23 protein-coding genes are annotated in these 20,275 nt (G+C 75.9%); 15 read left to right on the top strand and 8 right to left on the bottom strand.

All coding sequences use genetic code 11. From position 1 onward, the window contains the following. Positions 1 to 2: 2 nt before the first annotated feature. The 6 genes from uraH to K8Z61_RS09085 all read right to left on the bottom strand — a co-directional run bounded on the left by uraH (position 3) and on the right by K8Z61_RS09085 (position 5,787). A complete protein-coding gene (gene uraH / locus K8Z61_RS09110) occupies positions 3 to 335 on the bottom strand; it encodes a hydroxyisourate hydrolase (protein WP_224128668.1) in 333 nt (110 codons plus the stop codon). Continuing rightward, positions 332 to 868 (bottom strand): 2-oxo-4-hydroxy-4-carboxy-5-ureidoimidazoline decarboxylase, encoded by a 537-nt coding sequence (gene uraD, locus K8Z61_RS09105; protein ID WP_308116766.1) that lies wholly within the window; start codon positions 866 to 868, stop codon positions 332 to 334. Before uraD ends, uraH begins: the two co-directional genes overlap by 4 nt. Positions 869 to 937: 69 nt before the next feature. Continuing rightward, entirely contained in the window at positions 938 to 2,482 is a 1,545-nt protein-coding gene (locus K8Z61_RS09100) for an AtzH-like domain-containing protein (RefSeq protein WP_224128666.1), read from the bottom strand. Continuing rightward, positions 2,479 to 3,573: an acetamidase/formamidase family protein gene (locus K8Z61_RS09095; RefSeq protein ID WP_224128664.1), complete on the bottom strand. Its 1,095-nt coding sequence runs from the start codon at positions 3,571 to 3,573 to the stop codon at positions 2,479 to 2,481. The genes K8Z61_RS09100 and K8Z61_RS09095 overlap by 4 nt, the downstream gene beginning before the upstream one ends. Before the next feature lie 46 nt (positions 3,574 to 3,619). Then, a complete protein-coding gene (locus tag K8Z61_RS09090) occupies positions 3,620 to 4,045 on the bottom strand; it encodes a pyridoxamine 5'-phosphate oxidase family protein (RefSeq protein WP_224128662.1) in 426 nt (141 codons plus the stop codon). Continuing rightward, the gene (locus K8Z61_RS09085) at positions 4,042 to 5,787 is read right to left on the bottom strand and encodes a dolichyl-phosphate-mannose--protein mannosyltransferase (protein ID WP_224128660.1); all 1,746 of its coding nucleotides are present in this window, start codon (positions 5,785 to 5,787) and stop codon (positions 4,042 to 4,044) included. The genes K8Z61_RS09090 and K8Z61_RS09085 overlap by 4 nt, the downstream gene beginning before the upstream one ends. A 62-nt stretch (positions 5,788 to 5,849) precedes the next feature. Between K8Z61_RS09085 and rsmI the strand changes: the two genes are divergently transcribed. The 8 genes from rsmI (at position 5,850) to K8Z61_RS09040 (ending at position 14,917) form a co-directional block, all read left to right on the top strand. After that, entirely contained in the window at positions 5,850 to 6,719 is an 870-nt protein-coding gene (gene rsmI, locus K8Z61_RS09080; RefSeq protein WP_224128658.1) for a 16S rRNA (cytidine(1402)-2'-O)-methyltransferase, read from the top strand. Beyond that, positions 6,716 to 7,666: an alpha/beta fold hydrolase gene (locus tag K8Z61_RS09075; RefSeq protein WP_224128656.1), complete on the top strand. Its 951-nt coding sequence runs from the start codon at positions 6,716 to 6,718 to the stop codon at positions 7,664 to 7,666. Before rsmI ends, K8Z61_RS09075 begins: the two co-directional genes overlap by 4 nt. After that, entirely contained in the window at positions 7,663 to 8,535 is an 873-nt protein-coding gene (locus K8Z61_RS09070; RefSeq protein WP_224128654.1) for a TatD family hydrolase, read from the top strand. The genes K8Z61_RS09075 and K8Z61_RS09070 overlap by 4 nt, the downstream gene beginning before the upstream one ends. A gap of 533 nt (positions 8,536 to 9,068) precedes the next feature. After that, positions 9,069 to 10,172, top strand: a complete 1,104-nt coding sequence (locus K8Z61_RS09065; protein WP_308116765.1) for a ubiquitin-like domain-containing protein — start codon at positions 9,069 to 9,071, stop codon at positions 10,170 to 10,172. 94 nt (positions 10,173 to 10,266) lie between these two features. Further along, entirely contained in the window at positions 10,267 to 11,169 is a 903-nt protein-coding gene (rsmA, locus tag K8Z61_RS09055) for a 16S rRNA (adenine(1518)-N(6)/adenine(1519)-N(6))-dimethyltransferase RsmA (protein ID WP_224128652.1), read from the top strand. Continuing rightward, positions 11,166 to 12,116 carry a 4-(cytidine 5'-diphospho)-2-C-methyl-D-erythritol kinase gene (locus tag K8Z61_RS09050; protein ID WP_224128650.1) on the top strand — a complete coding sequence of 317 codons (951 nt, stop codon included), beginning with the start codon at positions 11,166 to 11,168 and terminating at the stop codon, positions 12,114 to 12,116. Before rsmA ends, K8Z61_RS09050 begins: the two co-directional genes overlap by 4 nt. Before the next feature lie 51 nt (positions 12,117 to 12,167). After that, complete coding sequence (locus K8Z61_RS09045; protein WP_224128647.1) at positions 12,168 to 14,018, top strand: ABC-F family ATP-binding cassette domain-containing protein; 1,851 nt, start codon at positions 12,168 to 12,170, stop codon at positions 14,016 to 14,018. Between the two features lie 74 nt (positions 14,019 to 14,092). After that, positions 14,093 to 14,917: a patatin-like phospholipase family protein gene (locus K8Z61_RS09040; protein ID WP_224128645.1), complete on the top strand. Its 825-nt coding sequence runs from the start codon at positions 14,093 to 14,095 to the stop codon at positions 14,915 to 14,917. Between the two features lie 10 nt (positions 14,918 to 14,927). Here the strand turns inward: K8Z61_RS09040 and K8Z61_RS09035 are convergent, their stop codons facing one another. Further along, the gene (locus K8Z61_RS09035; protein WP_224128643.1) at positions 14,928 to 15,428 is read right to left on the bottom strand and encodes a MarR family winged helix-turn-helix transcriptional regulator; all 501 of its coding nucleotides are present in this window, start codon (positions 15,426 to 15,428) and stop codon (positions 14,928 to 14,930) included. Between the two features lie 59 nt (positions 15,429 to 15,487). On the opposite strand from K8Z61_RS09035, the gene K8Z61_RS09030 reads away from it, so the two are divergent. From K8Z61_RS09030 to K8Z61_RS09015, 4 genes are all read left to right on the top strand, one after another. Next, positions 15,488 to 15,907: a hypothetical protein gene (locus K8Z61_RS09030; RefSeq protein ID WP_224128641.1), complete on the top strand. Its 420-nt coding sequence runs from the start codon at positions 15,488 to 15,490 to the stop codon at positions 15,905 to 15,907. Between the two features lie 311 nt (positions 15,908 to 16,218). Further along, positions 16,219 to 16,440, top strand: a complete 222-nt coding sequence (locus K8Z61_RS09025; RefSeq protein WP_224128782.1) for a metal-sensitive transcriptional regulator — start codon at positions 16,219 to 16,221, stop codon at positions 16,438 to 16,440. Between the two features lie 55 nt (positions 16,441 to 16,495). Next, complete coding sequence (locus K8Z61_RS09020; RefSeq protein ID WP_224128639.1) at positions 16,496 to 16,981, top strand: hotdog fold domain-containing protein; 486 nt, start codon at positions 16,496 to 16,498, stop codon at positions 16,979 to 16,981. A gap of 84 nt (positions 16,982 to 17,065) precedes the next feature. Then, positions 17,066 to 17,719, top strand: coding sequence for a lipocalin family protein (locus K8Z61_RS09015; protein ID WP_224128637.1), 654 nt, complete (start codon positions 17,066 to 17,068; stop codon positions 17,717 to 17,719). 90 nt (positions 17,720 to 17,809) lie between these two features. Here the strand turns inward: K8Z61_RS09015 and K8Z61_RS09010 are convergent, their stop codons facing one another. After that, on the bottom strand, positions 17,810 to 17,968 hold the full coding sequence (locus tag K8Z61_RS09010; protein ID WP_224128636.1) for a hypothetical protein: 159 nt from the start codon (positions 17,966 to 17,968) through the stop codon (positions 17,810 to 17,812). A 112-nt stretch (positions 17,969 to 18,080) separates the two neighbouring features. On the opposite strand from K8Z61_RS09010, the gene K8Z61_RS09005 reads away from it, so the two are divergent. The 3 genes from K8Z61_RS09005 to K8Z61_RS08995 all read left to right on the top strand — a co-directional run bounded on the left by K8Z61_RS09005 (position 18,081) and on the right by K8Z61_RS08995 (position 20,184). Then, positions 18,081 to 18,698, top strand: a complete 618-nt coding sequence (locus tag K8Z61_RS09005) for a hypothetical protein (protein ID WP_224128635.1) — start codon at positions 18,081 to 18,083, stop codon at positions 18,696 to 18,698. A 104-nt stretch (positions 18,699 to 18,802) separates the two neighbouring features. Beyond that, positions 18,803 to 19,444: a hypothetical protein gene (locus K8Z61_RS09000; protein ID WP_224128633.1), complete on the top strand. Its 642-nt coding sequence runs from the start codon at positions 18,803 to 18,805 to the stop codon at positions 19,442 to 19,444. A gap of 8 nt (positions 19,445 to 19,452) precedes the next feature. Continuing rightward, complete coding sequence (locus tag K8Z61_RS08995; protein ID WP_224128631.1) at positions 19,453 to 20,184, top strand: hypothetical protein; 732 nt, start codon at positions 19,453 to 19,455, stop codon at positions 20,182 to 20,184. Positions 20,185 to 20,275: the final 91 nt, after the last annotated feature.

The raw sequence follows: 20,275 nt of genomic DNA, 5'->3' as shown, positions 1-20,275 counted from the left end.
GGTCAGCTCCCGCGGTAGGTGGTGTAGGCGAAGGGGCTCAGCAGCAGCGCCAGGTGGTGGTGCGGCTGGTCGGGCGCCACCTCGAAGGCGAGCTCGACGAGCGGGAAGAGGGTGGTGCGCTGCTGGGCGGCGAACCACGGGCCGGTGGCGAACCGCAGCCGGTACGCGCCGGGAGCGAGCGGGGCGGCGGCGTCGAGCCGCAGGCGACCGTCGTCGTCGGTGACGCCGCGCTCGAGCTCGGCGCCGTCGAGGGTGCTGAGCACGACCTCCACCCCGACCGCCGGCCGGCCGAGCGCCGCGTCGAGCACGTGGGTCGAGAGCGTCGAGCCGCTCACGCCGGCACCTCGGCGTCGGCCCGGAGCAGGTCGGCCCCCAGCAGGTCGGCGAGGCGCAGCAGGGTGATCTCGACCAGCTGCTCGTGGACGACCCGCCGCTCGAGGGCGGGGTCGTGGCCGAGCCGTCGCTCGAGGATGGCCAGCAGCTCCTCGGCGTCGCGGCCCTTCGCGCGCACCAGGTAGACGTGCCCGAACCGTGCCTCGTAGGCGGCGTTGCCGGCGGCCAGCCGCGCGGCCAGGTCGGCGTCGTCGGCGTCCTCGGCCAGCCGGGCCTGCTCGGCCCGGCTCATCGCCGCGCCCGCGTCGTCGCCGGTCGGCCGCTCCCCGAGGCGGGGGTGCCCGGCCAGCGCGGCGCGGACGTCGGCCTCGCCCCAGTCCTCGGCCAGCCGGCGGCCCGCGGCGATCGCGTCGTCGGCGTCGGCGAAGGGTCGGGCGTCGACCAGCGCCTCCGCCCACGACGGCACCGCCACCAGGGGCGCCAGCAGGGCCACGGCCTCGGGCCGGGGCAGGGCGTTGAGCTCGCTCACGTGCACGCCGTGAAACCTACGGGTCTCGTGTGACAGCCGGCGAAACCGGTGTTTCAGGAGTGTTGCGGGTCGGCCTCAGGCCAGGGTCTGGGCCAGTCGCAGCAGGTCGAGGTCGGCGCCGGGCTCGGCCACCAGGCACACACCGGCGGGCAGGCCGGCGGCGGTGCGCACGGGGATGCTCACTGCGGGCAGACCGCCCAGGCCGGCCAGGCAGGTCAGCCGCGTGGTCGCCAGCCGGGTGTCCTGCAGCCGCGCGTCCAGACCGGGGCCGAGGGGCGGGGCGACGGTCGGCGCCGAGGGGAGGACGAGCACGCGTCCGCCGATCAGCTCGCGGATCCGCGCCCGCGCCTCGACCACCACGTCGTACGCCGCGTGCGCCTGCGCCATCGTCACCGCGCGGGCGGTCTCGAACCGGCCGCGCACGTCGGCGCTGAGCACGTCGGGCCCGTGCGCCTCCAGCGCCGCGGAGATCCAGGCCCCGCGCACCTGCCAGGCCTCCCACGCCTGCCAGGTCGTGAACGCCTCGCGCCAGCGGTCGAGGTCGTGCAGCGGCCAGGTCTCCCGCACCACCAGCCCGCGGTCGGCCACCCACCGGTCCAGCGCGGAGGCGACGTCGGTGTCGGCGAGCCGCAGCAGCTCCGGGACGACGACCAGGTCGCGGCTGCGCACCTCGGCGGCGGGCAGCAGCACCTCGCCGACGAGCGCCAGCAGGTCGGCCGAGCGGGTCAGCCAGCCGACGGCGTCGAAGGTCGGCGCCAGCGCGAGCATGCCGTGCCGGTCGAGCACGTCGTGGGTGGTGCGGATGCCGTACAGCCCCTGGTAGGCGGCCGGCACCCGGATCGAGCCGCCGGTGTCGGTGCCGAGCCCGATCGTCGCGTGGCCCAGGGCCACCGCGGCGGCCGAGCCGGACGACGAGCCGCCGCCGAGCCGATGGGGAGCGGCGGGGTTCGGCGGGGTGCCGGTGTGGGCGTTGACGCCGGCCAGCGAGTAGGCGAACTCGTCTGTTCGGGCGATGCCGCGCACGTCGGCCCCGGCCTCCACCAGCGCCGCGACGACGGCCGCGTCGCCGCGCTCGACGGGCGCCTCGCGCTCCCAGACCGGGTTGCCGGCGCCGATCACCTGGCCGGCCACCGCGAAGAGGTCCTTGACCGCCACCGACTCCCCGGTCAGCGGCCCCGCGGCGACCCCGGCCACCAGCGGGTCGCCCACGACTCGCCAGATCCGCCGGTCGAGCGCGGGCGCGGGCACCGAGACGTGCGCGGCCGTCACCTTCCACCCGTCGGCGAACCGCGCCCACAGCTGCGTCTGCTGCCCGCGACCGCCGCGCTCGAGCTCGGTGACGGCCACGACGAGCGCGTGGTCGGGGTCGGTCACCTGCACGTGGGTCTGCAGGATCCGCCGTCGCGGGGCGCCTCCGCGTCCGCTGCGGAACGCGCTGATCCGGTCGTGGCCGACCAGCAGCCCCTCGGCGTCCCCGCGCAGCGTCGTCGAGGCCGGCGCGAACAGCGCGTCGAGCGTCGCGACGTCGTCGGCCATCAGCGCCCGCTCGTAGGCCCAGAACGCCTCGACCAGGCCGTCGGGCACCGGCAGCGCGGGGCCGGGGCCGACGCCCGCGCTCACCGGGCCCCCGTCAGGTGCGCGAAGTCGGCCTTGCGGATGCGCGCGTGCACGCCCTTCACCACGTCGACCACCTGGGAGATCTCGAAGTCGGTGGCCGCCGAGAGGTAGGCGAGCGCCTGACGCGGGTCCATGCCGTAGCGTGCCTGGAGCAGCGCGATCGCCGCGCGCACGCAGTTCGCCACCGCGACGTCGAGGTCCTCGTCGAGCCCGGTCGGCACGAGGTGGTCGGTGGTCTCGGCGAGCGGCCCGGCGAGCTCGCCGAACCGGGCCACGGCGTCCTCGTGCGGCACGACGTCGAGCCGCACCCGGACGCGCAGCGACGCCTCGAGCGCGGTCAGCGCGACCTCGCCGTCGCCCTGCGCGAAGTGCGGGTCGCCCACGTACGCCAGCGCGCCGTCGACCTGCACCGGCAGGTAGAGCGTCGAGCCCGCGGTGAGCAGCGAGATGTCCAGGTTGCCGCCGTGCGCGCCGGGCGGCACCGAGTGCGGACGCACGTCGCCGGGCACCGCGACGCCGATGATGCCGAGGAACGGCGCCATCGGGAACCGGGGACCGTCGGCGCCGCCGGGCACGAGCGGCAGGGTCGCGTGCGTCCCGTCGTCGCAGACCCGCGCGAACGCCGACCACACCGCGTCGCCGTCGAGCGGGTACTCGCCGGGCAGCGCGCCGCGACCGTGGCGGTTCGAGACGACGCCGTAGGGCACCCGCGGGACGGCGTCGAGCAGCGTGACGGCGAGCAGGTCGCCGACCCGCGCGCCGGCGACCTCGATCGGACGGCTGACGACGTGCGGCCCGTCGACGCCGAACGTGCGCGGGTGGTCGGAGGCCGCCAGCGCGACCGCGTCGGCCAGCACCGGCACGTCGTGGGGGGCGAAGAACCGCTCCGGGTCACGGCCCTGGTCCTCCAGGATCCCCTCGTGGCTGAGCGTGTCGACGGTCAGCTCGGTGCCGGGCTCGACGCTCAGCTGCGGCGCGTCGGCCGCGCAGGGCAGCCGGCCCCACAGCACCGCGTCGGGCGACGACGCGACGTACGGGCCGGCGGGCACGTCCTCGCCGAGCTCGAGCACGCGGACGGGGGCAGCGGGAGGCATGGGCCGAAGCGTAGGGGTCGCGTGCACGGCGGTCCCGCGACGCGGGTCACCCGACGCGCAGCAGCCCCGGCCCGAAGACGAAGCGACGCACCGTCAGCCGCAGCGCCACGCGCTCGGGGTTCTCCCGCGGCTGGCGGTAGCGCGAGGCGTACCGCTCGACGGCCCGCGCCACCGACGCGGCGTCCGAGCGCAGCTCGGCGGTGCCCTCGAGCGTCGACCACCGGGCGCCGTCGACCTGGCAGGCGGCGACCTCGGCGGTGCCGGCGTCGCGCAGCACGTGCCGGGCCTTCACCGAGCCCGGGTTGGTGATCACCCAGGCGCACTCCTGCTCGGGGTCGAGCGCCACCCCCACCGGCACGACGTGCGGCCGGCCGTCGGCGCGCAGCGTCGTGAGGGTGCACAGGTGCCGCTCGGTCCAGAAGTCGAGCAGCGGGGCGGGGAGGTCGTCCCAGCCGGGGGCGAAGGTCGTCATATCCACCTGCTGAACCAGATGCGGTCGAACCACTGCGCGTGCGTCAGCAGCCCGTCGGTGAAGATCGGCCAGAACCAGGCGAAGTTCGCCACCACCAGCACCACGTAGGTGCCGGCCAGGATCGTGCCGATCGTGCGCCGCGGCGTGGTCCTGCGGTCGGGGCCGATGAGGTGGCCGATGCCGAGGGTCAGCGCGAGCACGACGAAGGGCAGGGTCGCCACCAGGTAGTAGAGGAAGATCGGCCGGTCGCCGTACTGCAGCCACGGCAGCCAGGTGGAGGCGACGCCGACGACCGCCAGCCCGAAGCGCCAGTCGCGCCGTCCGACCCACACCAGCAGCGCGTACACCAGCGCGACGATGCCGCCCCACCACACCGCCGGGGTGCCGATGAGCAGCACCTGGCGCAGGCAGTCGCTGCCGGGCGCGGCGGTGCAGCCGCGCTCGCCGGGCTGGATGCCGGTGTCGGCGGAGACGCCCACCGGCCGGTTGAGCAGCAGCCACCCGGCCGGGTTCGAGGCGTAGCTGTGGGTGGCGCAGTCGAGGAAGTGCGTGTGGAAGGTGTAGACGTCCTGGTGGTAGTACCAGAGCGACCGCAGCGACTGGACGACCTCGCCGAGGCCGCGCGCGTCCGGCTCGGTGGCGGTGGGCCACCGCTTCGTGGGGTCGCTCTCGGTGCGCACCGACTCGCCGTCGCAGCCCTGGCTGGCCACGTACTGGGTGTACTGCGTGGACGACAGGTCGCGCTCGTAGGCCGAGGCGTGGACCAGCCACCCCGTCCAGGTGGCCACGTACACCACCAGGCCGACGACGACGAGGTAGCCGAAGGCCGGGAGCCCGTCGACGACCAGCGAGCGCAGCCAGGCCAGCCGCACCCCGAAGGAGCGGCGGGCCCCGGCGCTCCACGCGACCACCAGCACGCCGAAGGCGGCCAGGGGGTAGATCGCGGTCCACTTGGTGCCCAGCGCCAGTCCGAAGCAGACGCCCGCCGCGAGCAGCCACGGCCGCCACAGCACCGCGCGCACCGGCCCCCAGCCGCCCGGGCCGACGCGCTCGGGGACGAGGTCGGCCAGGCGGGCGCGCAGCCAGAACCGGTCGTTGACCAGGCAGCTGGTGGCGCAGAGCAGGAAGAGCGCGAGGAAGACGTCGAGCAGCGCGAGCCGCGAGAGCACGAACGCCAGGCCGTCAAACATGATCAGGACGCCGGCCACCAGGCCCAGCAGCGTCGAGCCGGTGACCCGGCGGGCCAGGCGGATCATCACCAGGACGAGCAGCGAGCCGGCGATCGCCGAGGCGATCCGCCAGCCGAAGGGGTCCATGCCCAGCGCCTTCTCGCCCAGGCCGATCAGCCACTTGCCGACCTCGGGGTGCACGATCATCGACGGACCCGACTCCCACAGGCCGGTGGTCTGGCCGGAGAGGATGCGCTCGTTGGCGTCGGGCACGTAGGAGTGCACGTAGCCCTGGTTGATCAGCGACCAGGCGTCCTTGGCGTAGTAGGTCTCGTCGAACTCGAACTCCCGCGGCGTGCCGAGGTGCCACAGCCGCAGGGCGAAGGCCAGCAGCGTCAGCGCGAGCGCCGAGAGCCAGCCGACGAGCGGGTCCTCCAGCGCCAGGCGGCCGCGCGCCCGGGCCCAGGCGGTCGGACGCGGGCGGCCGTGCGCGTCGCGCTCCAGCGGCACCCGGCCCGCCGTCGGTGCCGTCGGCGACGTGGCCGTCTCGGCGGGGTCGCGCAGGGTGCTCACGGGGAAGCACTGTACGGGCGGACGCCGACGGTCCGGTCGACTGCTGCGATGATCGGTGCACCATGACCTCACGCGAGACCGGCCTGCTCGTGCTGGCCGCCACGCCCATCGGCCGCGCCGCCGACGCCGCCCCGCGCCTGCGCGAGGAGCTCGCGGGCGCCGACGTCGTCGCCGCCGAGGACACCCGGCGCCTGCGCCGCCTCGCCGCCGACCTGGAGGTCGAGGTCGGCGGGCGGATCGTCTCCTACTTCGAGGGCAACGAGGCGTCGCGCACGCCGGTGCTGCTCGAGGCGCTGCTGGCCGGCGAACGGGTGCTGCTGGTCACCGACGCCGGCATGCCGAGCGTCTCCGACCCCGGCTACCGGCTGGTGGCGGCCGCGGTCGAGCACGACGTCCGGGTCACCGCCGTGCCCGGCCCGTCGGCGGTGCTGACCGCGCTGGCGGTCAGCGGCCTGCCGGTCGACCGGTTCTGCTTCGAGGGCTTCCTGCCGCGCAAGCCCGGCGAGCGGGCGCGACGCCTCGCGGCGCTGGCCGCCGAGGAGCGGACGATGGTCTTCTTCGAGGCGCCGCACCGCACCGCGGCGGCCCTGGCCGCGCTGGCCGAGGCGTTCGACGCCGACCGTCCGGCCGCGGTGTGCCGCGAGCTCACCAAGACCCACGAGGAGGTCGTCCGCGGCCCGCTGGGCGACCTCGTCGCCTGGGCCGCCGACGGCGTCCGCGGCGAGGTGACGCTGGTCGTCGCCGGCGCCGCGCCCCGCGTCCTCGACGACGACCCCGACGCGCTGCGCGCCGCCGTCGCCGAGCTCGAGGCCGGTGGCACCCCCCGCAAGCAGGCCATCGCCGACGTCGCCCGCCTGGCCGGCGTCCCCAAGCGCGAGGTCTACGACCTCGTCCACCGCGCCCCCGCCCCGGGGGAGAGGAGCACGCCATGACCCCCGCCCCCGACGGCAGCCCCGCCCCCGACGCCCGCCTCACCTCCTTCACCCGCGACGGCCTGGTCTTCGACGTCGTCGACGCGGGCCCGCTCGACGGCGACCCCGTCGTCCTGCTGCACGGCTTCCCCGAGCGGGCGTCGTCGTGGGCGGCGGTGGCCCCGCTGCTGCACGCCGCGGGCCTGCGCACCTTCGCGCCCGACCAGCGCGGCTACAGCCCGCGCGCCCGGCCGCCCCGGGTGCGCGACTACGGCGTCCTGGCGCTGGCCGACGACGTCGCGGCCCTGATCGGGGCGATCGGCGAGCACACCGGACGTCCCGGCCCGGTGCACCTCGTCGGCCACGACTGGGGCTCGGCGGTCGGCTGGGCGGTCGCGAGCGTCCACCCCGACCTGCTGCGCTCCTGGACGGCGGTCTCGGTGCCGCACCTGGCGGCGTTCCTGCGGGCGGAGGTCACCTCCACCCAGATCCTCAAGTCCGCCTACTTCCTGCCCTTCTGGACCCCGCGCCTGGTGCCCGCCCTGGCCCGCCGCCGCGGCGGCCTGGTGCACCGCGCCCTCGCCGCCAGCGGCATGACGCCGGCCGAGGTCGACCGCTTCCACGCCGAGATGGTCGAGGACGCCGCCCTGCCGACCGCGCTCAACTGGTATCGCGCGATGCCGTTCGGCGTGCTCTCCGAGCGCGCCACCACCCGCACCCGCATCACCGTGCCCACGACGCTGGTGTGGTCGGACGGCGACGTCGCCATCGGCCGGGCCGGCGTCGACGGCACCGCCCGCTGGGTCGCGGCCGACTACCGGCTCGTGGTCCTGCCCGGGGTGAGCCACTGGATCCCGACGCAGGCGCCCGAGGCGCTCGCCGAGGCGGTCCTCGACCGGGTCTCCCGGGTGTCCCAGGCCTCCCCGGACTCCCACGACTCCCGGAACGGCGGGGCCGGCGCCCGGTGAGCCCGACCAACGAGAGCCGCGCGACCCGGCGCGAGCGGCCGCCCGCGCCCGAGCCGCTGCCGCACCCGGTCGTCGACGACCACTGCCACCTCGACATCGCCCGCGGCGACCTCGAGGTCGACGCGTTGACGGTCGAGGACGCGCTCGCCCGGGCGGCCGCCGTCGGCGTGCCCCGGATCGTCCAGATCGGCTGCGACCTCGAGCGGGCGGCGTGGGCCGTCGAGACGGCCGCGGCGCACCCCCAGATCGTCGCCGGCGTCGCCCTGCACCCCAACGAGGCGCCGCTCGTGGCCGCCTCGATCGGGCTGGACGTCGCACTGGAGCGGCTCGAGGCGCTGGTCACCGCGCACGACCGGGTGCGTGCCGTCGGCGAGACCGGGCTCGACTTCTTCCGCACCGGCGAGGAGGGCGTGGCCGCGCAGGTCGAGTCGTTCCGGCGGCACGTCGACCTCGCCAAGCGCACCGACCGCACGCTGGTCATCCACGACCGCGACGCCCACGACGCCGTCCTCGAGGTCATCGACGCCGAGGGCGCCCCCGATCGCTGGGTCATGCACTGCTTCTCCGGCGACGCCGCCTTCGCCCGCGCCTGCCTCGACCGGGGCGCGTTCCTGTCGTTCGCCGGCACCGTCACCTTCGGCAACGCCGGCGCGCTGCGCGAGGCCGCCGCCCTGACCCCGCGCGACCGGATCCTGGTCGAGACCGACGCGCCGTTCCTGACCCCGGCCCCCTACCGCGGGCGGGTCAACGCCTCCTACCTGGTGCCCCACACCGTGCGGGCGCTGGCCGAGATCCGCGGCGACGACCTGGGCGAGCTGTGCGCGGCGATCGACGCCGCCACCGAGGTGGCCTTCGGCGGCGCCTGGTAGCCGTCCCCGGTGGGGCTCCTGTGACGCCCGGGGCCGGCGAGGCGCGAGTGATCCGGCCCGACCGCGGGCCGCGCCTCCTCCGATCGGTCATCCGGCCCTGACCCGGAGGGGCGGAAACACGTTCTCGTCCGCGCACGGCGGCAGCCCCGCGACGAGCCGCCGAAACCCTCCGCTGACCTGCGACGACGGCCCGGATAAGCAGGTCTCCTCACGCGGGAGAGCCTGCTCACATCGGTGCACGGCGGTTTGCCCCGGCCCCCGGTCACGTGTTCGGGTGGCTGCTCGACGGCCGGGATCGGGACTGACTCCGGCCAGCGCACCGCGGCCACGCTGCGGAGCGTGGGACACGCCCGCAGGCGGCCGATCTCGAGGGGGCCGCACCACGCCGGGCACCGCACGACGTCCCACCGCGCTGGCCCCCGAGGCCCGGGCAGCACGACGTTCGGAGCACTGTGCCTCATCTGACCAGGGTGGCCCGCTGGGCGGCCCCTCGACTCGACCGCGCCAGCACACACCGGGGCCTCCTGGCCGCGTTGACGACCCTCGTCGTCCTCGCCGTCGCCGGTGCGACCCTCGGCTACCAGTCGCTCGGCACCACCTCGGTGACCCTGAGCCTGGACGGCCAGCAGCGCACCGTCGCCGCCCAGGGCGGCACCGTGGGCGACCTCCTGCAGGACGAGGGCATCGCCCTCGGCCCGCACGACGTCGTCGCCCCCTCCACCGACACCCCGCTCGAGGACGGCAGCGCCGTCTCGGTGCGCTTCGGCCGCCCGTTCACCGTCGAGGTCGACGGCCGGCCGAAGACCTACTGGGTCACCTCGAGCACCGTCGCCGGCGCGCTCAGCCAGATCGGCCGCAGCTACCGCGGCGCCGACCTCTCGCTGTCCCGCGGCGGCGCGATCGACCGCTCCGGCGCCCGCCTGAGCGTCGTGACGCCCAAGCGCCTCACCGTCGTCCTGGCCGGCAAGCGCCCCGTGAAGCGGACGCTGGCCGCCGCCACCGTGGGCGACGTGCTCGCCGAGCTCGGCGTGAAGGTCGACCGGCGCGACCGCGTCTCGCCGGGCCTGAGCCGCCGCGTCGCCGACGGCGACCGCATCGTCTTCACCGACATCCGCGTCCTCACCCGCCGCGTCACCGGGGAGGCCGTGCCGTTCGGCACCACCGAGCGTCCCGACTCCTCGCTGCTGCAGGGCACGACGCGCGTCGTCCGCGAGGGCCGCGCCGGCCTGCGCGACGTCACCTATCGGGTCACGTACAGGAACGGCCGCGTCACCGTGAAGACCGTCGTCAGCCAGACCGTGCGCCGCGCGCCCGTGGCCCGGGTGGTCGAGGTCGGCACCAAGCGGCCGGCCCCCAAGCCGCAGCCCAAGGCGGCCGCGAACTTCGCCGGCGGCGACACCGTCTGGGACCGCCTCGCGCAGTGCGAGTCCGGTGGCAACTGGGCGATCAACACCGGCAACGGCTACTACGGCGGCCTGCAGTTCAACGTCGGCACCTGGCGCGCCTACGGCGGCACCGGCCTGCCGAGCGAGAACTCGCGCGAGACGCAGATCGCCATCGCCACCAAGGTGCGCGACGCCTCCGGCGGCTACGGCGCCTGGCCGGCGTGCGCCGCGAAGCTCGGGCTTCCGCGCTGACCCGGTCGACCCGCTCGACCCAGCACCCGCACGACCTCACGGGGCCGTCGTCCACCCGCACGGGGTGGGCGGCGGCCCCGCTAGGCTCCCGGCCATGACGTCGGCCGAGCAGGACCCCGCCGGCCCGCGTCTCCTCGGGCCCGTCGAGGTGCGCACGCTGGCCGCCGAGCTCGACCTGCGGCCCACCAAGCAGCGCGGGCAGAACTTCGTCATCGACCCCAACACGGTGCGCCGCATCGTCCGGGAGTCGGGCGTGGGGCCCGACGACGTCGTCGTCGAGGTGGGGCCCGGCCTCGGCTCGCTGACCCTGGCCCTGCTCGAGGTGGTCGGCCGGGTCACGGCCGTCGAGATCGACGACGTCCTCGCCGCGCGGCTCCCACGCACCATCGCCGAGCTCGCCCCGGCCCAGGCCGACCGGTTCGAGGTCGTCCTCGCCGACGCGCTGCGGGTCGAGCGGCTGCCGGGCCCGCCGCCGACGGCGCTCGTGGCGAACCTGCCCTACAACGTCTCGGTGCCGGTGCTGCTCCACCTGCTCGAGCTGCTGCCCAGCCTCGAGCGCGGCCTGGTGATGGTGCAGGCCGAGGTCGCCGACCGGCTGGCCGCCCGTCCGGGCTCCAAGGCGTATGGCGTGCCGTCGGTGAAGGCCGCCTGGTACGCCGACGTGCGCCGGGCCGGCGCGATCGGCCGCACCGTCTTCTGGCCGGCCCCGAACGTCGACTCCGGGCTCGTCGCCTGGACCCGGCGCGAGCCGCCCACCGCCGCCGTGCCGCGGGCCCACGTCTTCGCGATCGTCGACGCCGCCTTCGCCCAGCGGCGCAAGGGCCTGCGCGGCGCCCTGCGGGTGCTCGCGCCCGGGGAGCAGGTCGACGCCGCCCTCGCGGCCGCCGGCGTCGAGCCGCTGACCCGCGGCGAGGCGCTGGACCTCGACGCGTTCGTCCGGATCGCCGAGGCGCTGCCGCCCACGGCGGTCGGCCTCGACGCCGGGAGCCCCGCATGAGCGCGGCCCGCACCGAGCGCGGCGGCCGGTCCGTCACCGTCCGCGCTCCCGCCAAGATCAACCTGCACCTCGGCGTCGGCGCCCCGCGTCCCGACGGCTTCCACCCGCTCGTCACCGTCTACCAGGCGGTGGGCCTCTACGACGACGTCACCGCCGTCGACGCCGGGCCGGGGGAGGGCTGGAGCCTGGAGGCCACCGCCGAGGAGCGCGTGGCCGTCGACCTCGCCGCGGTGCCGCTCGACGACTCCAACCTGGCGCTGCGCGCCGCGCGGCTGCTGGCCGAGCACCACGCGCTGCCGGACGACCGGGCAGCGCGGATCACGATCCACAAGGGCATCCCGGTGGCCGGCGGCCTGGCGGGGGGCTCGGCCGACGCCGCGGCGACCCTCGTGGCGCTCGACCGGCTGTGGGACCTGCAGACCCCCGACGACGACCTCCTCGCGCTCGCCGCCCGGCTCGGCAGCGACGTCCCGTTCGCGCTGCTCGGCGGCACCGCGCTGGGCACCGGACGCGGCGAGCTGGTCGAGCCGGTCGTCGACGCCGGCGGCTGGTGGTGGCTGGTGGTCGAGAGCGACGAGGGGCTCTCCACGCCGTCGGTCTACCGCCGCTTCGACGACCTCGTGCCCGCCGCGCCCGCGCCGCAGCGTCCCGACGCGCTCCTCGCCGCCCTCGCCGAGGGCGACGTCGCGGCGCTGGCCGCCGCCCTCCACAACGACCTCGCCGCCCCGGCGCTCGACCTGCGCCCCGACCTCGCGGCCACGGTCGAGGACGGCCGCGCCGCCGGCGCGCTCGCGGTGCTGCTCTCGGGCTCGGGTCCGACGCTGCTGCTGTTGTGCTCCTCGATGCGGCACGCGCACGAGGTGCACGCGACGATGGTCGAGCGCGGCCACCGGCGGCTCACCGCGGTGCCCGCGCCCGTGGCCGGCGCGCACGTCGTCACGTACTGACCCCGTGCCCGGGCAGCCGGGCACCCGCCCCGAACCAGGAGTCCGAACCCCATGGCCGGCCCCGTCAACCTCGTCAACCTCGAGCGCGTCTCGAAGTCCTACGGCGTGCGTCCGCTGCTCGCGGAGGTCTCGCTCGGCATCGGCGCGGGGGAGCGGATCGGCATCGTCGGCCGCAACGGCGAGGGCAAGACCACGCTCCTGGAGGTGATGAGCGGCCTGGAGGAGCCCGACGCCGGACGCGTCTCGCGCCAGCGCGGACTGCTCGTCGGCTACCTGCACCAGGGCGACGAGCTCGACGACGCCCACAGCGTCCGCGAGGCCGTGCTCGGCGGTCGCTCCGACCACGAGTGGGCCGCCGACGCCGCGACCCGCGAGGTCGTGGAGGTGCTGCTGGCCGGCATCGCCCTCGACCGCTCGGTCGTCGGCCTCTCCGGCGGCGAGCGCCGCCGCTGCGCCCTGGCCGCGCTGCTGCTCGGCGAGCACGACCTGGTGATCCTCGACGAGCCCACCAACCACCTCGACGTCGAGGCCGTGGCGTGGCTGGCCGCGCACCTGCGGGGGCGCGCCTTCGCGCTGGTCGTCGTCACCCACGACCGGTGGTTCCTCGACGCCGTGTGCGAGTGGACCTGGGAGGTGCACGACGGGCAGGTCGACGTCTACGAGGGCGGGTACGCCGCCTACGTGCTGGCCAAGGCCGAGCGGCAGCGGCAGGCCGCGGCCTCGGAGGCCCGCCGGCAGAACCTCGTCCGCAAGGAGCTCGCGTGGCTGCGGCGCGGCGCCCCGGCCCGCACGTCGAAGCCGAAGTTCCGCATCGACGCCGCGACCGTGCTGATCGAGGACGTGCCGCCGCCGCGCGACCGCCTCGAGCTGCAGCGGTTCGCCACCCAGCGGCTCGGCAAGGACGTGCTCGACGTCGAGGACGTCGACCTCGTGCGCGGCGAGCGCCGGCTGCTGCGGCACGCGACCTGGCGGATCGGCCCGGGCGACCGGCTCGGCGTGGTGGGGGTCAACGGCGCAGGCAAGACCTCCGTGCTCTCGCTCCTCGCCGGCACCCTGGAGCCCGCCGCCGGGCGGGTGCGGCGCGGTCGCACCGTCGACCTGCGCCACCTGACCCAGCAGCTCGACGACATGGACCCCGACGCGCGGGTGCTGCCGAGCGTCGAGGCGATCCGCCGGGTCACCCGCACCGCCGACGGCGGCGAGCTGACGGCCACCTCCATGCTCGAGCGGTTCGGCTTCACCGGCGACCGGCTCACCGCCCGCATCGGCGACCTGTCGGGCGGCGAGCGCCGCCGGCTGCAGCTGCTGCGGATCCTGCTCGACGAGCCGAACGTCCTGCTGCTCGACGAGCCCACCAACGACCTCGACATCGAGACCCTGAACGTCCTCGAGGACTTCCTCGACTCCTGGCCCGGCACGCTGGTCGTCGTCTCCCACGACCGGTACTTCCTCGAGCGCGTCACCGACACCGTGTGGGCGCTGATGGGCGACGGCTCGATCGCGATGCTGCCGCGCGGCGTCGACGAGTACCTCGAGCGGCGGGCCGCGTCCGGCGACGCGCTCGGTCAGGCGCTCGTCCGGACGGCGCCGCCGGCGCCTGCCGCCCCTGCCGCCCCTGCCGCCACTGCGGCGGCGACGCAGGCGACCCCGGCCGCCCCGGCGTCGGCCAAGGCCGGCAGCGCGGAGGAGCGGGCGGCCCGCAAGACCCTCGCCCGGCTCGACCGGCAGCTGGAGCGGCTCGCGGAGCGGCAGGCCGAGCTCGACGCCGCGATGGCCGCGGCCGCGTCCGGCTCCTCGGACTACGAGGAGATGGCCCGGCTGGCGGCGCGGCTCGACGAGGTCGCCGCCGAGCGGGAGGCCGTCGAGCTGGAGTGGCTGGAGGCCGCCGAGATCCTGGAGTAGCCCCGGGCGGGCCGCCCAGGCCCCGCGCCCGTCCGACACCGAAGGTCGAGCCCGATCCTGCCGATCGGAGGGGCATGCCCCGTGACGTGCTCGTGCTCTCCGGCGGTGCCGCGCGCGGCGCCGTCCAGGTGGGCATGCTGGACGTCCTGCTGGCCTACGGCGTGCGCCCGGCGGCCTACGTGGGCACCTCGGTCGGCGCGCTCAACGCCGTGTTCCTCGCCGGCCACCCCGGCTACGCGGGCGTGGCGCAGCTGGCCGAGCGGTGGCGGGCGATCCGGGCCACCGACGTCTTCCCGGGCCGGGTGTGGAACCGCGTGGGCCACGTGGTGCGCCATCCCACGTCGCTGTTCCCGACCACCGGCCTCGAGCGCCTGGTCGGCGCCTGGGCCGGCGTCACGCGGCTGGAGGACCTGCCGGTGCCGGTGCGCGTCACCACCACCCGGCTCGAGGGCGACAGCGCCGGCTACCACGCGGCGTACCACGACCGCGGCGACCTGCTCCGCACGCTGCTGGCCTCCACCGCGCTCCCCGGCATCTTCGAGCCGGTGAGCCTGCCCGAGCCCGACGGCTCCCGCACCACGCACGTCGACGGCGGCATCGCCGACCTGGTGCCGATCGCCGGCGCGCTCGACCTCGCCCCCGACCGCGTCTTCGTCCTCGACGCCAGCGTCGCCGCGATCCGGCGCCGCGCCCGCACCCCGCTGGACGTGCTGCTCACCAGCCTCGCGGTCTCGATGCGGGTGCGCCCCGCCGTCACCTTCGGCCCGGGCGTGGAGGTCGTGCACCTGACCGCGCCCGACCTGGGGGTGCGGATGAACGACTTCTCCCGCACCGCCGAGCACCTCGAGCTGGGTCGGCGCTGCGCCGAGGCCGCCCTCGGCCGCTCGCGGGTCGCCTGACGTGCGGGCGCTAGTCGTCGTCGCCGGAGCCGAACGGCTCCAGCAGGCCGCGCAGCAGCGCGGCGAGCCGCTGCCGGTCGCCCTCGGGCAGCGCCGCGAGCAGCGCCTGCTCGGCGTCGAGCAGCGCGGTGAAGGCGGCGTCGACGGCGTCCTTGCCCTCCGGCGTGAGCCGCACGATGACGCCGCGCCGGTCGTCCGGGTCGGGGTGCCGCTCGACGAGGCCCCGCTGGACGAGCCGGTCGACGCGGTTGGTCATCGTCCCGCTGGTCACCAGCGTCTCGCGCAGCAGCCGGCCCGGCGAGAGCTCGTACGGGTCGCCCGCGCGCCGCAGCGCGGCGAGCACGTCGAACTCCCACGACTCGATCTCGTGCGCGGTGAACGCCTCGCGTCGCGCGAGGTCGAGGTGCCGGGCCAGTCGCGAGATGCGGCTGAACACCGCGACGGGGTCGAGGTCGAGATCGGGACGCTCCCGCGCCCAGGCCTCGATCAGCCGATCGACCTCGTCCCTCATGCCGCCATGCTACGCGCGGTCGAGAATCTTGACGTCAAGAGGTTTGCTGGAGGTCGACCATGAGCCCGTTCGGACGCCGCGACGACGCCGCGCAGCAGGTGGAGGAGCCCGAGCGCCCCGGCATGCTCGACGACCCCGGCATCCCCGAGGAGGTGCAGCGCATGGTCCGCGCCCGCGGGACGGCGGCCCGGCCGCACCCGCACCTGGTGCGCAACCGCGGGGCCCACCCGCTGCTGCTGCTCGCCGCGATGCCCGAGGCGCTCGTCCACGTCGAGTTCGTGCCGCCCAGCGGCGGCTCGCGCGTCGCCGACTACTCCGTCGACTTCGTGCCCTGGACGATGCTGGAGTCGGTGCGGGTCAACGGCCCGACCATCCGCTTCGCCTGGGGCGGCAAGGCGGTCGTCACCGAGATGACCAGCCACGTCGAGGCGCTGCAGATGGCCCGGAGCTTCCTCGGCCAGTCCCGCGATCCGTCCTGATCCGCCTCCCCGGGCGGTGACGCCCGTCTCCTCGCGGATCGCGCGCGTAACGCCGGGCCTGCAGCGGCGTTGAAGCGGCGTCGGGCGAGGACGCCGGGGGGTCGGGCGTAGCCTGGACACCGGCGGACGGCTCGGCGTCCCCCACGCTCCCGTCCGGGTCGCACGGCTCCCGCCGTGGGCCCGCCGTCCGGAAGGACCCCGTCGTGACCGTCGACCCGATCGCCCCGGTGCCCGCGCAGGCCGCCGAGCTCGTCGAGGTCGCGGCCGTCGCCGACGCGCCGGCGGTCGACGTCGTCCCGGTCGCGAACCGCATCAAGCGCGCGCAGGGCCAGCTCGGCGGCGTGCTGCGGATGGTCGAGGAGGGACGCGACGTCGAGGACGTCGTCAACCAGCTGCGCGCCGTCGTCCGCGCGCTCGACCGCGCCGCCCTGGCGCTCGTGGCCGTCGAGCTGCGGGCCCGGCTGGCCGATCCCGCCGGCCTCGGCGAGGACGAGATCGCGCGGCTGGAGAAGCTGCTGCTCTCCGTGGCCTGACCGCCCGCCGGGATCGCGTTGCCCGCCGAAGTTACCCAGCAGTAGGGTCGCGCCCATGAGTCAGGTCCTCTCGCTGTGGCGCACCACGACCAGCCTGCCGGTCGTCGGCGCCTCGGTCGGCAAGCGCGTCTTCTCCCTCGCCTTCGCGCAGAAGGCGCCGTACTTCGCCACGATCCGGCCGCGGTTCACCGTGCTCGAGCCGAACCGTGCCGAGCTGGTCATCCCCAAGCGCCGCGGCGTCCACAACCACCTCGGCACCGTGCACGCGATCGCGCTGTGCAACGGGCTGGAGGCCGCGATGGGCGCGCTGGCGGAGGCGAGCATCCCGTCCGACCGGCGCTGGATCCCCAAGGGCATGGACGTCAGCTACACGGCCAAGGCCACCAGCGACATCACCTGCATCGCCGAGACCGACCCCGAGCAGTGGACCGGCGAGGACCCCGACGTCCCCGTGCGGGTCCGCGGCGTGCGCGACGACGGCACGGTGGTCGTCGAGGGCGTCATCCGGCTCTGGGTCACGCCCAAGCCGCCCCGCGCCTGACCAGCCCACCCCTTCGGACTGACCCGGGCGCGCGCGAGCGGGGACCCTGAGAAGGACGTTTCCACCACGGAAAGGACCTTCGCCATGATCCGCTCCCGCGCCCGCTCGGGCCTGGCCGCCGCGCTGGCCCTCCTCGCGGCCGCCGTCCTCGCCGTCGCGACCCTCGGCGGCACGGCCGCCCAGGCCGCTCCGGCGTCCCAGGCGGCCCCCGCCTCGACGCCGCTGCCGCCGGTCGCCTCCGTCGACCTCGCGCGCTACCTCGGCCGCTGGTACCAGGTCGCCGCGATCCCGCAGCCCTACCAGCTGCAGTGCGCGCGCAACTCGACCGCCGTCTACACCGCGGTCGACGCCGACACCATCGGCGTGCGCAACACCTGCAGCACCTGGCTCGGCCCGCTCACCGACCTGCTGCTGGGCACCGTCACCGGCAAGGCCGACGTGCTCGACCCGACCACGAACGCCCAGCTGCGGGTGAGCTTCGACGGCATCCCGAGCTTCGGCGACACCAGCACCCCGAACTACGTCATCACCTACCTCGCGCCGGACTACTCCTTCGCGATCGTCGGCGACCCCGCCCGTCAGTCCGGCTTCGTGCTCTCCCGCACCCCGGCGCTGCAGGGCATCACCTGGAGCCAGGTGCGCCAGATCGTCGAGGCGCGCGGCTACGACTCCTGCCGGTTCACGGTGACGCCCGTCGCCGGCGGTCGTCAGGACCGCGTGCGACTCTGCACGCTCTGACGCTGCCCTGGCTGCTCCGAGGCTGCCCTGACGCCCGCCCGTCGCCGTCCCACGCGGTGGCGGGCGGGCGTCGTGCTGCGTGCGAAGCGCTCACGACAGCTCGTGACCGCCCGGTGCGACGAACCAGGTGACGAGGAACAGCAGGCCGAGCAGCGCGAGCAGGACGGCGAGCTGACCCGCGATCGTCCACCAGATCGTCGCGGCGTGGCGCAGCGGGGCGCGGCCGGCGTCGGATGCTCCCGAGGTCATCGGCGCAGCGTAGGCCCTCGCCGGTCCTCGGTCGCGGCACGCCGTTCGGCGGCGCGGGCCGCGCAGGTGGCGTAGCGTGCCCGGCACCTGCCGCCCTCGGAGGAGGACCCCCATGCCCCGCCCCCTGCCGTCCCGTCGTCCCGGCCCCGCCCCGCGGGCCCGACTCCTGCACGCGTCGCTGCTCTCCGCTGCCCTGGTGCTCGGCCTGGCCGCCGCCGCGCCGGCCGCGACGTCGCGTCACTCCGACGCCGCCGGCGACGTGGTCGTCCAGCGGTACGACGGCACGCCGCCGGCCGTCGAGCCGGACGTGCGCAACGGCGACCTCACGAGCCTCACCGTCCGCTACGACGACGACCTGCTGCAGATCGCCGCGTCGACCCGGGCGTACCGGAGCGTCCTCGACGACTACTGGATCGTCCGGGTGCTCACGTCGTCGGGCGACACGCTGGTGCTCCGCTACTACCAGGAGGTCGGACCGACCATCACGGTCTACCGCAACGGCAACCGGTACACCTGCCGCGGCACCTACGTCGGCCGCACCCGGGCGGGCCTGCTCGTCCGCATCCCGCAACGCTGCCTCGGCCCCTCGTACCGGGTGCGGGTCGGCCTGCTGCTGCACGCGACGCCCGACGCCACCGTCGACGGGCCCAGGAGCGCCGACGACGCGTTCCGCACCGGCCGGGTGTCGGGCACCCGCTCGAAGCTCGGTCCCTGGGTCGGTCGCGGCTGACCGGTCCAGACGTCCTGCTCGCCTCGGCGACGGCGCCGGTCCCCGGCGCTACGGTCGGCTGACCCGGCCGCGTCCCGACGGCCGGCGAGCGACAGGAGCACCCGATGGCCGTGGGCTCGACTCGACACGCGCGCCGGATCGTCCGGCCCGTCCTCCTCGCCGGCGTCCTCGCGTCCAGTCTCGCGCTGTGGGTGGGCGGCGCGGACGCCGCGACCGCCTTCCACCGCGACCCGTCGGGGGACGTGGTGGTCACCGGTCCGCCCGGCGTCTCCGCGGTCCGTGACGTGGAGGCCGCCGACCTCGTCGGCTTCGGGGTCGCGTACGACGCGACGACCTTGCGCGTCGCCACGTCGCTGCGGGCGTACCGGAGGCTCGACGGCGTCTGGGAGGCGACGGTGCGCACGAGCCAGGGGTTCGTCTACCGCCTGCGGGTCAGCCTCGACGGGTCGACGCCGCCGCGGCTGCGGCGCAGCCTCCCGGGCGGGAGCGGCCTCGTCGACCGGACCTGCGACGGGCTCGTGGTCGCGCGCACGGAGCGGGGCATCACCGCCCGCATCCCGACGCCGTGCGTCGGCGGCGCCTGGCGGGTGCGGGTCGGGGTGCGCACCGAGGCGACCCGGCCGTCGTCGGGAGACCCCGCTCCGGCTGCCGCCGAGCTCACCGACGACGCCCTCGCCGATGGCCGCGCGTCCGCCCCGGCTCCGGTGCGCAGCGCGACCCTGGGGCGCTGGCTCGAGCAGGGGTGACGGGCCGCATGTCGGGTCTCGGCGAGTCGAGCATTCGCTACGGGTTGACCCTCGCCTCGGCCGCGATCATCGGGCTGGGCGGAGGCTGCGGCTCGGAGCAGGGGTCGCCGGACGAGGTGGCTCAGGCACCTGACGTCGGGTCCTGCGGACCTGCCTCCTTCGTGGCCACCGCAGATCCCGCCGGCCTCGACGGGATCCCCGAGCTCACGGGTCACCTCGATGAGTGGCAGGGGTTCTCGCGCGCCGTCCTGGTCGGAACGGTCACGAAGGCCACCGAGAGCCTGATCGAGCGGACCCGAGCCATCGAGGCCACCCGCGGCGATCTGCAGGTCGACGTCGATCGGGTGCTCTGGGCGGATCCGGGGTACCGCGAGGCCTTCCGGCCCGGCCCGACGTCGGTCGGCTACCGGGGCCACACCGGCGCGCCGTCCGTGACCGACAGGCCGCAGATCTGCGCCGGCGACCGGGTCCTCGTCTTCGCCGCCGACGGTGGCCGAGGGACGTCGTCCGACACCGCCTACTCCGTCGTCCCCCTGAGCAGCTCGGGCACGGTCGCCGCGGACGAGGCTGCCAGCCGGCTGCCCCCCGAGATCGAGGGCCTCGACGTCGACGGCGTGGCCGACGTGCTCGCGCAGCGCGAGAGCGACCGTGCGCCGCGGCTGGTCAGGCACCTCGACCTGCCCCTGGAGGAGAGGTCGACGGCGCTGGTCGAGGAGCAGATCAGGAACGCGAACCGGTAGCGGCCGTCCGGTCGCCCAGTGCTGCAGGGCCGAGGCGGTCGCTCGGTCGCCGGTGGTGGCTCCGAGTTCTCGGATGGAGCGCCACGCTCTT

The sequence above is a fragment of the Nocardioides sp. TRM66260-LWL genome (assembly GCF_020075545.1).
In the GTDB taxonomy this organism is placed as follows: Bacteria; Actinomycetota; Actinomycetes; order Propionibacteriales; family Nocardioidaceae; genus Nocardioides.
This window is presented reverse-complemented; position numbering and strand designations above follow the sequence as displayed.

Bases quoted from the DNA above. Each gene is read 5' to 3' on its own strand.
- K8Z61_RS09035 (WP_224128643.1), bottom strand. From the start codon at position 15,428: ATGAGGGACGAGGTCGATCGGCTGATCGAGGCCTGGGCGCGGGAGCGT.
- K8Z61_RS09015 (WP_224128637.1), top strand. From the start codon at position 17,066: ATGATCCGCTCCCGCGCCCGCTCGGGCCTGGCCGCCGCGCTGGCCCTC.
- rsmA (WP_224128652.1), top strand. From the start codon at position 10,267: ATGACGTCGGCCGAGCAGGACCCCGCCGGCCCGCGTCTCCTCGGGCCC.
- K8Z61_RS09005 (WP_224128635.1), top strand. From the start codon at position 18,081: ATGCCCCGCCCCCTGCCGTCCCGTCGTCCCGGCCCCGCCCCGCGGGCC.
- K8Z61_RS09045 (WP_224128647.1), top strand. From the start codon at position 12,168: ATGGCCGGCCCCGTCAACCTCGTCAACCTCGAGCGCGTCTCGAAGTCC.
- K8Z61_RS09030 (WP_224128641.1), top strand. From the start codon at position 15,488: ATGAGCCCGTTCGGACGCCGCGACGACGCCGCGCAGCAGGTGGAGGAG.
- K8Z61_RS09020 (WP_224128639.1), top strand. From the start codon at position 16,496: ATGAGTCAGGTCCTCTCGCTGTGGCGCACCACGACCAGCCTGCCGGTC.
- K8Z61_RS09095 (WP_224128664.1), bottom strand. From the start codon at position 3,573: ATGCCTCCCGCTGCCCCCGTCCGCGTGCTCGAGCTCGGCGAGGACGTG.
- rsmI (WP_224128658.1), top strand. From the start codon at position 5,850: ATGACCTCACGCGAGACCGGCCTGCTCGTGCTGGCCGCCACGCCCATC.
- K8Z61_RS09040 (WP_224128645.1), top strand. From the start codon at position 14,093: ATGCCCCGTGACGTGCTCGTGCTCTCCGGCGGTGCCGCGCGCGGCGCC.
- K8Z61_RS09050 (WP_224128650.1), top strand. From the start codon at position 11,166: ATGAGCGCGGCCCGCACCGAGCGCGGCGGCCGGTCCGTCACCGTCCGC.
- K8Z61_RS09090 (WP_224128662.1), bottom strand. From the start codon at position 4,045: ATGACGACCTTCGCCCCCGGCTGGGACGACCTCCCCGCCCCGCTGCTC.
- K8Z61_RS09000 (WP_224128633.1), top strand. From the start codon at position 18,803: ATGGCCGTGGGCTCGACTCGACACGCGCGCCGGATCGTCCGGCCCGTC.
- K8Z61_RS09075 (WP_224128656.1), top strand. From the start codon at position 6,716: ATGACCCCCGCCCCCGACGGCAGCCCCGCCCCCGACGCCCGCCTCACC.
- K8Z61_RS08995 (WP_224128631.1), top strand. From the start codon at position 19,453: ATGTCGGGTCTCGGCGAGTCGAGCATTCGCTACGGGTTGACCCTCGCC.
- K8Z61_RS09010 (WP_224128636.1), bottom strand. From the start codon at position 17,968: ATGACCTCGGGAGCATCCGACGCCGGCCGCGCCCCGCTGCGCCACGCC.